Source organism: Streptomyces sp. col6, assembly GCF_008042035.1.
Lineage (GTDB): Bacteria > Actinomycetota > Actinomycetes > Streptomycetales > Streptomycetaceae > Streptomyces.
This window is the reverse complement of the sequence record NZ_RDBL01000013.1, coordinates 981712-994539: the sequence shown is the minus strand read 5'-3', so window position 1 is coordinate 994539 and position 12828 is coordinate 981712. Positions and strand designations below refer to the sequence as shown.

Genomic DNA, 12828 nt, shown 5'->3' with positions numbered 1-12828 from the left:
GGCCCGCTTGCGGAACGGCAGCCGGGCGGGGCGGTGCCGAGGGCGAGGGCGGCGGTGGAGCCGGCGAGGAGGGCCAGGGCGGTGCGTCGGGTGGGCATGGGATGCTCCAACTTTCCGTGCGGGGGCGGCCCTCCGCCGGCGCCCGTGCGGCGCCGGCGGAGGGAGGGGGATCAGGCGCCGGGCAGCCGGCCCGCGCCCGCGCCGAGGCCGACGACGAGGGGCACGAGCAGCGGGTGGTCGACGCGGTTGCGCAGGGCCGGGGTCCAGCCGGCGCCCTTGGTCAGCTGCTCCTCGGGGACGCCCGCGTTGTGGACGGCGATCAGGTCGGTGCGGCGGCCGTTGACCCAGTTGTCGTCGGCCGTGAGCGAGGACTCGGACCACTTCTTCAGGATCTTCGCCTTGTCGAACTCGCCGCTCAGCGTGAACGCGTTGTGCTCGGCGACGAGGTGCGACTCGGCGCCGATGCCGTAGGAGTAGCCGTAGACGCTCCCCTTTGTCGCGACGAAGTGGTTGTTGTACGAGTCGACCTGGCCGAAGCGGACGCGGGGCGCGCGCTCGTTGACGTCCTTGAAGAGGTTGTGGTGCAGGGTGACGCGGAGCTTGCCCCGGTCGGTGTCCCCGGCCTTGTCGCTGTTGCCGAGGAGCATGGTCTTGTCGTGGTCCTTGAGGACGTTCCAGGAGGCGGTGACCAGGTCGGCGCCCTTGACGATGTCGAAGAGCCCGTCGTGCTGCTGGTACAGCTCATCGAAGTAGCGGGGCTGGTCCGCGTCGGGGCGGTCCCCGTCGCTGAAGGTGTTGTGGTCGACCCAGACGTGGTCGGAGCCGTAGACGACGAGGTTGTCGTACTCGGAGTTCCAGTGGCCGGTGTCGCCGTCGGTCGGGTCCCACTGGGGGAAGCAGTCGTAGGTGTCCTCGAAGGAGATGTTGCGGACGATGACGTTGGAGACGTTCTGGATCTGGATCGAGGCGCCGATGACCGTGGCGTCCTTGCCCGCGCCGATCAGCGTGGTGTTGGACGGGACGTAGACGTTGACGGCGGCCTTCTGGAGCTTGGCGGAGGCGAGCCGGGCGTCCTCCAGCGGCCCGGAGGGGACCCCCTCGCGGCCCCAGACGGCGGGGTCGTAGGCGGCGAGGTACTTGTCCAGGGTGTAGCCGTCGGTCTGGTATGCCTCGCAGTCGATCGGGTTGCCGGCGGCGTCGGCGTTGCCGTGGACGGTGCCGGCGATGCGGACGATCTTCGGCGCGTCGCCGGCGTCCTCGAAGGCGGCGATGAGTTCGGCGCGGTTGTGCACGGTGTAGACGTGGTCGGGCGTGGCGGCGGCGCCGCCGGTGGTGGAGCCTTCGGCGGAGGCCCAGCCGTCGCCCTTCGCGAGGACGGCGCGCTCGGCGCCCTTCGTGCCGTGCGGCTGTGGGGATGCCTGGGCGGGGACGCTCAGCGCGAGGGCCAGCGAGGCGCAGCCCATGGCGACGGCGATGGCGCGGGCGTGGGTTCTGCGGGTGGCGGCACGTGCGGGAATGTGCGTGGGCATGACAACTCCTCGGTTCTGGTGCGGGACCGGTGGAAGGGGAAGGAAGAGGGGTGGCGCGAGCGTCAGGCGGCCTGCGGCCAGCTGATCCACGCCTCGGGTACGCGGGCGCCGAGGCGGCGCAGTTCGTACGGGGCGAGCACCCGCGCGTCGAGCAGGGCGCGGGCCGTCATCCGGGCCACCTCGATGGCGCCGGCGGGCCGGAAGTGGGTGTTGTCCTGGCGCCCGTCGGGGTAGTTGGGGGACTCCCCGGGCTCCAGCCAGTTGAAGTACGCCTCGGTCCCGTCGGGGCCGAGTTCCTGCCAGCGGGCGAGGGTGCGGGCCTGCAGGTCGAGCAGGGGGACCCGTTCCTCGGCGGCCAGGGCGCGCATGGCGGCCGGGTAGTCGCCGTGGGTGGGCCTGGCGGTGCCGTCGTCGGCGAATCTGCGGCGCTCGACGGGGGTGATCAGCACGGGCCGGGCGCGCCGGGCACGGGCCGCCGCGATGTACTGCCGCAGGCAGTCCTGGTAGGTGGTGTACGGGTCGGTGCCGCGGGCCGGGTCCTCGGTCTTCTCGTCGTTGTGCCCGAACTGGATGAGCAGGAAGTCACCGGCGCGGACCCCCGGCAGGAGGGCGGCGAGCAGTCCCTCGTCGATGAAGCTCTTGGAACTGCGGCCGTTCATGGCGTGGTTGGCGACGGTGAGGCCGGGACCGAGGAAGAACGGCAGGGCCATGCCCCAGCCGGTCTCGGGTGCGGCGTCGGCGTACTTCTGGGCGGCCGTCGAGTCGCCCGCGAGGTGCACGGTGCGGGTCCGGCGGGCGCCGTGTGCCCCGGCGGGTGTGGCGGCGAGGGCCAGGGGCAGCGCGGCGAGGGCGGCCGCGGTCTGCCGACGGGTGAGTGACACGGGTGGTACTGCCTCTCTCTCGGGTGCGTACGCAGGAGGGCAGCGGCGGTGGGGCGGGGCGGGCCGTCCGCACGACGGAACCCGCCGCCGGCCCCGCGCCGGCGGGAGCCGGATCAGCCGTTGCCGATCTCCTTCCACTCCTTCTGGGCCTTGTTCAGCTCGTCGGCCATCTTGTCCAGGAAGTCCTTGGCCGTGGTCTTGCCGAGCAGCAGCTTCTGGAACTCGGGCTCGTTGTCGGCCTTGCTGATGTTGTTCCAGTCGGGCAGGTAGTACGGCAGCTGCACGATCTTGGTGGAGCCGTCGGTGAGGGCCTTCGCGGCCAGCTCGGTCGGCGCCGCCTCACTGATCCACGGGTCCTTGGCGGCCTCGGTGTTGGCCGGGATGGCGCCTGCGGACTCGTTCCACTTGCTGTTGGCCTCGTGCGAGGCGGCGAACTCGATGAACTTCCAGGCGGCCGTCTTGTTCTTGCTCGCCCGGAAGAGGCCGAGGCCGTCGACCGGGTTGGAGACCTGGACGCGGGTGCCGCCGTCGCCGATGGGGTTGGGCACGCCGGCGAACTTGTCCTTGCCGAGGGCCTTCAGGTGGTCCTGGTAGGAGCCGAGGTTGTGGCTCAGCATGCCGATGGTGCCGGTGTCGAACTGGGCGACCATCTTGGTGAAGTCGTTGTTGACGTCGGCGGACGGCGTCGTCTTCTTGTAGAGCGCGGCGTACTTCTCCAGCGCCGCCACGTTCTTGGGGTCGTTGAGGGTGGTCTTGTCGCCGTTCCAGAACTCCGTGATGCCCGACTGCCCGTAGGCGGCGTCGATGGCCTGGGCGATGGAGCCGGCGCCGCCGCGGATCGTGTAGCCGAACTTGTTGTGCTTCGCGTCGGTCAGCTTCTCGGCCGCCTCGTAGAACTTCGCCCAGGTGGTGGGTGCTTCGAGGCCCGCCGCCTTGAACAGGTCGGTGCGGTACCAGAGGGCGCCGTTGTTCGCGGAGGTCGGCACGGTGTACATGTCCTCGCCCCGGCCGGCGGCGTCCTTGACGCTCTCGACCATGCCCTCGACGAGCTTGCCGTTCAGGGCCGAGTCCTTGATCCGGTCGTTCAGCGGCTCCAGGGCCTCCTGGGAGACCATGTTGGCCAGGTAGGCGGTGCCGACGCCGCCCACATCGGGCAGTCCGCCGCCCGCGATGGCCGTGTCGTACTTGGACTGCACGTCGGCGATCGGGATCGGCACGTACTTCACCTCGATGTCCGGGTACTTCTTCTCGAAGTCCTGGATGATCTCCTTCCAGACGGCGGTGCGCGGGCCGCCGTTGTTGTCCCAGAAGGTGATCTCGCCCTTGCCGCTGCCCTCGTTCCCGCTGCCGCTGCCGTCGTCCCCGCACGCGGTCGCGGTCAGGGCGAGCACCGCCGCGAGGGAGACGGCGGCCGTGGCGCGCCCCCGCTGCGTCTTCGAGATGTTCATGATCGGCTCTTCTCTCTCGGTTCTCTCGGTTCGTACGCGTGCGTGGGGGGTCGTGCGCCGGACGGTGGTCCGGTTACGCGGTGACGTGAAAGCGGTTGAAGCGGGCGGTCCCGGCCGGGCCCGCCCCGGGCGGCGCGGTGGCGAACAGCCCGAGCAGGGCGCCGACCCAGCGCCACGGGGTGGCGGCGAAGACCTGTCCGGAGGGCCGGAAACCGGCCCCGTCCCCGGTGTCGGCGAGGAAGCGGCAGCGGGCACCCGGGGCCACCTCGATGCGCAGCCGGGCCGTGGCGCCGGGTACCGGGCCGCCCCGCCCGGCATCGCGCTCGGCGGTGGCGGTCGCCTCGGCGAAGCGGTGCACGAGCCGCACCCCGCCGTCCGCCTGCCGTTCGAGGCCGATCCAGGAGTACGCGTCCCCGAGCACGGCGAGACCCGCCTTCGCCCCGGGTGCCTCGCTCTCCAGGACGAGTCCGACCTCGGCGGTGAACGTCTCGGCGGGCAGCCGCTGGACCAGCGCATGGGGCAGGACCCGCAGGTCGTGCGCGTGGTCGGCCGGTACGCAGCTCAGCCGCAGCCCGTCCCCCGCGTGCTCGACGGTCCAGCCGGGGCGCGGGTTCGCCGTCCACTGCCACTGCCTGCCGTGCCGGCCGCCCGGGAAGCTGTCGTCGCAGGCCGGGGCCTCGACGGGCTGGGCGGGCAGCGCGGGCTTGCGGTGCGTGGCGACGGGTTCGCCGGCGGCGCCGATGACCGGCCAGCCGTCGGTGCCCCAGCGCATCGGCTGGAGGTGCACCACCCGGCCGTACGCCCCGCGCTCCTGGAAGTGCAGGAACCAGTCCTCGCCGGCCGGGGTGGTCACCCAGGCACCCTGGTGCGGGCCGTTGACCCCGGTGCCGCCCTGGGCGAGGACGACGCGCTCCTCGTACGGGCCGAAGAAGTCGCGGGAGCGGAAGGCGCCCTGCCAGCCCGTCGCGACCCCGCCCGCCGGTGCGAGGATCCAGAACTCGCCGTCGCGCCGGTGGAGCTTGGGGCCCTCCAGGGTGAACCAGCCGGGAATCGTGTCGGCGTCGATCAGGGTCTTGCCCTCGTCGAGCAGTTCCCGCCCGTCGGGGCTCATCCGGTGTCCGGTGAGCCGGTTCTTGATGCCGGAGCGGGACTTGGCCCAGGCGTGCACGAGGTACGCCTCGCCCGTCTCCTCGTCCCACAGCGGGCACGGGTCGATCAGCCCGCGCCCGGCCTTCACCAGGTGGGGCGCGGTCCAGGGGCCCCGGATGTCCTCGGCGCAGATCTGCTGGATGCCGTGGTCGGGGTCGCCCCAGAAGATCCAGAACCGTCCGTCGTGGTGCCGCAGCGACGGCGCCCACACCCCGCCGTCGTGACGGGGCGCCGCGAACTCGGCGGCGGGCTCCAGCCGGTCCAGGGCGTGCCCGGTCAGCGTCCAGTTGACGAGGTCGCGGGAGTGCAGCAGGGGGAGCCCGGGGGCGCGGCCGAAGCTGGAGGCGGTCAGGTAGAAGTCGTCGCCGACGCGGATCACGTCGGGGTCGGACCAGTCGGCGTTCAGCACCGGGTTGCGGTAGGTGCCGTCGCCGAGGTCGGCGGTCCAGGGCGGCCGGGCGCTCACGCGGTCACCGCCCGGCGGACGAGGGCGGCGGCTCCGGCCCGGTCGAGCCGGCCGTCCGCGACGACGGTGACGATCCGGCGGACGACGGTGGCACCCGCGGGCACGGCCAGCCGTTCGGCGGCGGCGAGGGAGGAGCCGACGCCCGGGTACTCGGCGGTGCGCACGAACCACGGATCACGGCGGGTCTCCTCCGTCGCCCCGGCGAAGACCAGGGACCAGCCGTCGCCGCACAGGGCGATCCAGTCGGCGGCCCGTCCGTGTACCGCCTCCTCGCCGTCGGCCGTCGCGCTGAACACGGCGGGCGGCGCCTGCTCCTTGGGGGCGCGCCAGAAGAAGCCGCCGTATCCGGCGCCGGGGCGGCCGTTGGTGGCGGGGCTGCCGATCGACAGGTCCGCCGGTCCTGAGTTGGTGAGCGAGAAGGAGAAGTCCAGCGCCCAGGCGGTCTCCGAGAGCGCGGCGGCGGCCACCGTGCGGTGCTCGCGCAGCAGTTCGCCGCCGCCGGCCTCCCAGCCGATCTCCTCGACGAAGCCGTCCGGGTCGCACAGCTTCCAGCCCAGGTGGCGCTGGGTGCCGTGGTTGTCGAGCACGGTCGGCCCCTGGCCCCGGACGAAGGTACGGCCGCCCCAGAAGTTGTGCCCGGACACGTCCGGGACGGCGACGGAGGCGCCCAGGTGATGGACGTGGTCGGCCGGGCGCTCCTCGGTGACCGGGGTGCCGGCAAGGGTGGTGACCGGGTGGAGGTAGGGGCGTCCGGCGTCGGCGGAGAGGTAGGTGTAGCGCCCGACCGGGCGGCCGGCGCAGCTGAGCAGGGCGGTGGTCGTCATGGGGAACTCACCTCGGTGGGCAGCGCCCAGGGGGCGCCGAGTTCGGAGAAGAGCGCGAGGGTTTCGGCGCCGGACGCGACCAGGGCGTCGATGCCGCGCACCACCCGGCGGGTGGCGCCGGAGCCGGGCACGGGGGCGGTGTGCCAGGCGTCGGACGGCAGGGGACGCGGTTCGGGCGCGGTCCGTACGGCCTCGACGACCTCCATGAACGCGCCGGTGTGCTCCGGCGGTACGAGGAGCGAGGCGCCGTCCGTGAGATGGGCGACCAGGTTCTCCAGGAGGTCGGTGCGTCCGTGCACGGTCTCCAGGGGGCCGTGGCCCGCGCGCTGGACGAGGACCCGGTCCTGCTTGTACCAGAAGGTGATCCGGCCGCGGTCGCCGTGGACGATGACGTACGGCTCCCCCGCCTGTTCCGCGCAGAGGGTGACGGCGGCGGTGACGGGCGGCCCGGACGCGGTGGTGACGCGTACGCAGGAGGTGTCGTCGGCCTCGATGTCGTTGGCCCGGAAGAGTTCGGCGGCGACGGCGGTGACGTCCCGCGCGGTGCCGGCGCCGGCGAGTTCGAGGGCGGTGGCGACGGCGTGGGCGAGCGGGTTGGTGAGGACGCCGTCGACGACGTCGGTGTCCCCTATCCGGCGCCGCCCGGCCCAGGGAGCCCGCCGGTAGTAGGCGTCGTCGCGGACCCAGGCGCCGGCGGCGGCGTAGCCCCGGACGGTGCCGATGGCTCCGGCCGCGACGAGTTCCCGGATGGCGGGGACGGCGTGCGAGCCGAAGGACTGGAAGCCCACCTGGCAGGCGATGCCGGCACCGCGTACCGCGGCGAGGATGCGGTCGAAGTCGGCGCGGGTCGCGGCGGGCGGCTTCTCCAGGAGGAGGTGCACGCCGCGCCCGGCGGCGGTCAGGGCGAGGGCGGTGTGGGTCTGGATGGGGGTGCAGATGACGGCGGCGCGGGCCCCGGTGGCGTCCAGGAGGGCGCCGAAGTCGGCCGACTGCTCGGGGAGTTCGCCGGCGAAGGCGGCCAGCTCGGTGGCGTCGAGCGGGGTGAGTTCGCAGATGCCGGCGAGCCGGACGAGCCCCTGGTGCTGGAGGCGGCGGATGTTGGCGAGGTGCCATCGGCCGTGGCCCCGGGCGCCCGCGAGGACGATCGGGACGGGGGCGTGGGCGGGCAGCGAGGTCATGTCCGTCACCCCTTCACGGCGCCGGCGCTGAAGCCGGTGATCAGCCACTTCTGGATGAAGGCGAAGACGATCACCACGGGCACCGCGGCGATCACCCCGCCCGCGGCGAGCGCGCCCAGGTCGACACTGTCCGCGCCGATGAGGGTGTTCAGGCCGACCGGGATCGTCTGCTTGTCCTGCTCGCTGAGGAACATCAGCGCGAACAGGAAGTGGTTCCAGCTGTGCACGAAGGCGAAGGAGCCGACGGCTATGAGCCCGGGGCGCAGCAGCGGCAGCACGACCGCGCAGAAGGCCCGGAAGCGCGAGCAGCCGTCCACCCAGGCGGCCTCCTCCAGCGAAGGGGGCACGTTCTTGATGAATCCGCTGATCAGGATGATGGAGAGCGGCAGCTGGAAGACCGTCTCGGCGATGACCACGCTCCCCAGCGAGTTGATCATCCGGAGGTTCTTGAAGATCTCGAAGAGCGGTACGAGCATCAGCGCGCCGGGGATGAACTGCGAGCAGAGCAGCGCCAGCATGAAGCCGTTCTTGATCCTGAAGTCGAAGCGGGCGAGCGCGTAGCCGCCGGCCAGCGCGACCAGGGTGGTGGCGACCAGGGTGCAGACGCCGACGATCATGCTGTTCTGGAAGAAGACGGCGAAGCTGCGCTCGTTCCAGACCTTGGAGAAGTGCTCCCCGGTCATCGGCCACGGCACCAGCGAGGTGGAGCCCGCGGGCCGTACGGCGAAGAGGAACATCCAGTAGAACGGGACGAGCGTGAAGACCAGGTAGATGCCCAGCGGTACGTAGATCTGCCAGCGCGGTACGTCGTCGAAGGCGCGTTCGCGGCCCGGCCCGCGGCGGGGCGTGGTGGGCGGCGGGCCCTCGGGGGCGGCCGGCCGTGCGGCGTGGGTGCCGTTCTTCTCGGCGAGGGCGGCAGTCACTTGTGGTCGCCTCCGAACTTGCTCAGGCGCAGATAGACGATCGAGCAGAAGAGGAGGATCACGAAGGCGACGGTGGTGAGCGCGGAGGCGTAGCCGAAGTCGTGGCCCTCGATGCCGGTGTTGGCGACGTAGAGCGGCAGGGTGGTGGTCTCGCCGGCCGGTCCGCCGCCGGTGAGCGTGTAGAGGAGGTCGACGTTGTTGAACTCCCAGACGCCGCGCAGCAGCGTGGACAGGATGATCGCGTCGCGCAGGTGGGGCAGGGTGATGTGGAAGAACTGCCGCATCCGTCCGGCGCCGTCCACGGCCGCCGCCTCGTACAGCTCCTTGGAGACGGACTGGAGGTCGGCGAGGATGAGGATGGCGAAGAAGGGGACACCGCGCCAGAGTTCGGCGACGGTCGCGGCCCAGAAGACGGTGCCGGTGTCGGAGAGCACCGAGGTGCCGTAGTCACCGATCCCGGCGTCCGCGAGGTAGCGGCTGAAGCCGGTCGAGGAGTTGTAGAGCAGGATCCAGATGGTGCTGGTCAGCACCCCGGAGACGGCCCATGGCGAGAAGACCATGGCCCGGGAGATCCCGCGGCCGATGAAGGTCTGGTTGACGATCAGGGCCAGCGCGAGCCCCAGGGTGAGCTGGAGCGCGACCTGCACGATCACCCACTGGGCGCTGAAGCCGAGGGTGGTCCAGAACTGGTCGTCCTCAGTGAAGATCCGGGTGAAGTTGTCGAAGCCGGCGAACCCGTTCCGCCAGGGCTTGGTGACGTTGTAGTTCTGCAGGCTGTAGTAGAAGACGCTGAGCACCGGGTAGGCGATGAAGCCGAGCATCAGCAGCCCCGCGGGGGCGATCAGCAGATACGGCAGCCGGCGCGGGCTCGCGGAGCGGCGCCGGGGCACCTTGGGCGGTGTGGCCGCGGCGGAGGCTTGGGCCATGACACGTCTCCGTTCTCTCTGTACGGGGGTGCGGGTGGTGCGGTGTTCCTTCGTGCGGTGGTACGCGGCGGAGCCGGTGGTGCGTGTAGTGCGCAAGCGCTTCCCGTATGGCGTTCGATATCTCGAACAAGGGGGCGCCGGAATTCCTGCGGGGCCGTTCAGCCGGCGTACGGGTCGGGCACGTGGCCCGGCCGGGCCAGGAAGGCGAAGTCGCAGCCGGTGTCGGCCTGGGTGATCTGGTCCTGGTAGAGCGCCTGGTAGCCGCGCTCGTAGCGGACGGGCGGCGGGGTCCACTCGGCACGGCGGCGCGCCAGCTCCTCGTCGGACACGTCGAGGCTGAGCAGCCGCGCCTCGACGTCCAGGGTGACGAGGTCACCGGTGCGGACGAGGGCGAGGGGCCCGCCGACGTACGACTCGGGTGCGATGTGCAGCACGCAGGCGCCGTAACTGGTGCCGCTCATCCGGGCGTCGGAGAGCCGGACCATGTCGCGTACGCCCTGCTTCAGCAGGTAGTCGGGGATCGGCAGCATGCCGTACTCGGGCATACCGGGGCCGCCCTTGGGTCCGGCGTTGCGCAGGACCAGCACATGGCCGGGGGTGAGCGCGAGCGCCGGGTCGTTGATGGTGCGCTGCATCTCCCGGTAGTCGTCGAAGACGACCGCCGGTCCGGTGTGGCGCAGCAGGTGGGGTTCGGCGGCGATGTGCTTGATGACGGCGCCGTCCGGGCAGAGGTTGCCGCGCAGCACCGCCACGCCGCCCTCGTCCGCGAGCGGGTCGGTGCGCTTCCGTATGACCTCGTCGTTGTGCACGAGCGCGCCGTCGAGCTGTTCGCGCAGGGTGTCGTGCGCGACCGTGGGCCGGTCGAGATGCAGTACGTCGGTGAGCCGGGCGAGGAAGCCGGGGAGCCCGCCGGCGAAGTGGAAGTCCTCCATCAGGTACTTCCCGCCGGGGCGCAGGTTGGCCAGGACCGGGACGGTGCGCGCGATGCGGTCGAAGTCGTCCAGGGTGAGCTTGATCCCGGAGCGGCCGGCCATCGCGATGAGGTGGATGACGGCGTTGGTGGAGCCGCCGAGCGCGAGGACCGTGGCGACGGCGTCCTCGTACGCCTCCGCCGTCAGGATCTGCGACAGCTTCCGCTGCTGCCACACCAGTTCGACGATCCGGAGGCCGGAGGCGGCGGCCATCCGGTCGTGGCCGGAGTCGACGGCGGGGATGGAGGAGGCGCCGGGGACGGTGACGCCGAGGGCTTCGGCGGCGGCGGTGAGCGTGGACGCCGTGCCCATGGTCATGCAGTGTCCGGGCGAGCGGGCGAGGCCGTTCTCCAGCTCGCCCATCTCGCAGTCGCCGATGAGCCCGGCGCGCTTGTCGTCCCAGTACTTCCACATGTCGGTGCCGGAGCCCAGGACCTCGTTGCGCCAGTGCCCCGGCAGCATCGGCCCGGCCGGCACGAACACGGCCGGCAGGTCGACGGAGGCCGCGCCCATCAGCAGCGCCGGGGTGGACTTGTCGCAGCCGCCGAGCAGCACCGCCCCGTCGACGGGGTACGAGCGCAGCAGCTCCTCGGTCTCCATCGCCAGCATGTTGCGGTAGAGCATCGGGGTCGGCTTCTGGAACGTCTCCGAGAGCGTGGAGACCGGGAACTCCAGCGGGAAGCCGCCCGCCTGCCAGACCCCGCGCTTGACGGCCTGCGCCCGGTCGCGCAGGTGTACGTGGCAGGGGTTGATGTCCGACCAGGTGTTGAGGATCGCGACGACCGGCTTGCCCAGGTGCTCCTCGGGGAGGTAGCCGAGCTGGCGGGTGCGGGCGCGGTGGCTGAAGGAGCGCAGCCCGTCGGTGCCGTACCACTGATGGCTGCGCAGCTTCTCGGGGGCGATGCGGCCGGTCAAATGGACCACCCGGCGATCTGGTCGGCGACCTCGGCGCGCTGCGCCTCGGGCAGCACCCGGCTGGGCGGGCGCACCGCGCGGTCGCAGAGACCGAGGGCGGCCAGGGCCTCCTTGACGACGGTGACGTTGTTGGCGGACTGCCGGTCCGCGCGCAGTTCCTCGAAGCGGCGGATCTGCTCCCAGACCTTCATGGCGGCCGGGTGGTCGCCGGCCCGCAGCGCCTCCAGCATGGCCAGCGAGACGCCGGGCGCCACGTTGACGAGCCCGGAGGTGAAGCCGGTGGCGCCGGCCGAGAAGTAGGCCGGGGCGTACAGCTCGGCGAGCCCGGCGACCCAGACGAAGCGTTCGAGGCCGGCGTCCCGGGCGAAGGCGGCGAAGCGGGCGGCGTCCGGCACCGCGTACTTGACGCCGATGACGTTGGGGCAGGCGTCCGCGAGCGCGGCCAGGGCCGCCCCGTCGAGGTGCGGGTTGCGGATGTACGGGACGACCCCGAGCCCGGGTACGGCCTCGGCGATGGCCCGGTGGTAGTCGATCCAGCCGTCCTGCGAGACGTACGGGTGGACGGGCTGGTGCACCATCACCATCTCGGCCCCGGCGTCCCGGGCGTGCTCGGCGGCGGCGACGGCGGTCGGCACGTCGTGCCCGACCCCGACCAGGACCGTGGCGCGGCCGCCGGCCTCGTCGATGGTCAGCTCGGTGACCGTGCGCCGCTCCTCGGGGGTGAGCGCGTAGAACTCCCCGGTGTTGCCGTTCGGGGTGACGATGCGCACGCCGCCGTCGAGCAGTCTCCGCAGCAGGGCGCGGTGCGCCTCGGTGTCGATGGTGCCGTCCCCGGCGAACGGGGTCACCGGGATCGCCACAACGTCTGCGAGGGCCGCCTTCAGCGGGGTGAGGTCCATGCGGACAGGCCTTTCTTCGGTGTGCGGGGTCACGCCGCGTCGCCCCCGTCCTCGTCGTCGGGGAAGGCGCGGCGGACGAACGACGCGATGTGGTCGTGCAGGGCCCCGGCCGCCGCGTCCGCGTCGTCGGCGAGCGCGAGGCGCAGGATCTCCCGGTGCTCGGCCGCCTCCCGCTCCCAGGACGGGACGGCCGACCAGGCGACCGTGGACACCAGGGCGGCCTGATCGCGGACCTCGTCGAGCATCCGCGCCAGCAGCGGGTTCCCGCAGGGCAGGTACAGCGCGCGGTGGAAGTCCCGGTTGGCGAGCGACCGGTCGGCCTTGTCGCCCGCCGAGTCCGCCCGCTCCAGGGCCTCCTGCGCCGCGTCGAGCGAGGCCCTGCGAGTGATCGAGCGGCGCAGCGCCTCCGGTTCGAGCAGCAGCCGTACGTCGTACACCTCGCGGGCCATGGCCGCGTCAACCAGCCGCACGGTGGCGCCCTTGTACTGGCTCATGACGACGAGTCCGGTGCCGGCGAGGGTCTTCAGGGCCTCGCGGACGGGGGTCTTGGAGACCCCGAACTGCGCGGCGAGCTCGGTCTCCACGAGCGCCTGCCCCGGCCTCAGTTGTGCCGTGAGGATCGCGTGCTTGATCGCCTCCAGCACGTACTGGGTGCGGGACGGAATCGGGGTGGGCGCAAAGGTCATGGGTGAAGGGCTCTCACATCTCGCGTATCGCGT

11 protein-coding genes are annotated in these 12828 nt (G+C 72.1%); all 11 read right to left on the bottom strand.

Translation table 11 applies throughout. The features are described from left to right. Window positions 1-170: 170 nt before the first annotated feature. Window positions 171-1463, bottom strand: a complete 1293-nt coding sequence (locus EAO73_RS21140) for a polysaccharide lyase family 1 protein (protein WP_147973578.1) — start codon at window positions 1461-1463, stop codon at window positions 171-173. Between the two features lie 128 nt (window positions 1464-1591). Beyond that, the gene (locus EAO73_RS21135) at window positions 1592-2410 is read right to left on the bottom strand and encodes a rhamnogalacturonan acetylesterase (RefSeq protein WP_147973051.1); all 819 of its coding nucleotides are present in this window, start codon (window positions 2408-2410) and stop codon (window positions 1592-1594) included. 113 nt (window positions 2411-2523) lie between these two features. Next, window positions 2524-3858, bottom strand: coding sequence for an ABC transporter substrate-binding protein (locus EAO73_RS21130; RefSeq protein ID WP_147973050.1), 1335 nt, complete (start codon window positions 3856-3858; stop codon window positions 2524-2526). Between the two features lie 73 nt (window positions 3859-3931). Further along, window positions 3932-5473: a glycoside hydrolase 43 family protein gene (locus tag EAO73_RS21125; protein WP_147973049.1), complete on the bottom strand. Its 1542-nt coding sequence runs from the start codon at window positions 5471-5473 to the stop codon at window positions 3932-3934. After that, entirely contained in the window at window positions 5470-6297 is an 828-nt protein-coding gene (locus EAO73_RS21120; protein ID WP_147973048.1) for a PmoA family protein, read from the bottom strand. Before EAO73_RS21120 ends, EAO73_RS21125 begins: the two co-directional genes overlap by 4 nt. Beyond that, window positions 6294-7475, bottom strand: a complete 1182-nt coding sequence (locus EAO73_RS21115) for a Gfo/Idh/MocA family protein (RefSeq protein WP_147973047.1) — start codon at window positions 7473-7475, stop codon at window positions 6294-6296. The genes EAO73_RS21120 and EAO73_RS21115 overlap by 4 nt, the downstream gene beginning before the upstream one ends. A gap of 5 nt (window positions 7476-7480) precedes the next feature. Further along, a complete protein-coding gene (locus EAO73_RS21110) occupies window positions 7481-8398 on the bottom strand; it encodes a carbohydrate ABC transporter permease (RefSeq protein WP_147973046.1) in 918 nt (305 codons plus the stop codon). After that, window positions 8395-9324, bottom strand: coding sequence for a carbohydrate ABC transporter permease (locus EAO73_RS21105; protein ID WP_147973045.1), 930 nt, complete (start codon window positions 9322-9324; stop codon window positions 8395-8397). The genes EAO73_RS21110 and EAO73_RS21105 overlap by 4 nt, the downstream gene beginning before the upstream one ends. A 158-nt stretch (window positions 9325-9482) precedes the next feature. After that, the gene (araD, locus tag EAO73_RS21100) at window positions 9483-11210 is read right to left on the bottom strand and encodes an L-arabinonate dehydratase (RefSeq protein ID WP_147973044.1); all 1728 of its coding nucleotides are present in this window, start codon (window positions 11208-11210) and stop codon (window positions 9483-9485) included. Further along, entirely contained in the window at window positions 11207-12109 is a 903-nt protein-coding gene (locus EAO73_RS21095) for a dihydrodipicolinate synthase family protein (protein ID WP_147973043.1), read from the bottom strand. The genes araD and EAO73_RS21095 overlap by 4 nt, the downstream gene beginning before the upstream one ends. A 29-nt stretch (window positions 12110-12138) precedes the next feature. Continuing rightward, entirely contained in the window at window positions 12139-12795 is a 657-nt protein-coding gene (locus tag EAO73_RS21090) for a GntR family transcriptional regulator (RefSeq protein WP_147973042.1), read from the bottom strand. Window positions 12796-12828: the final 33 nt, after the last annotated feature.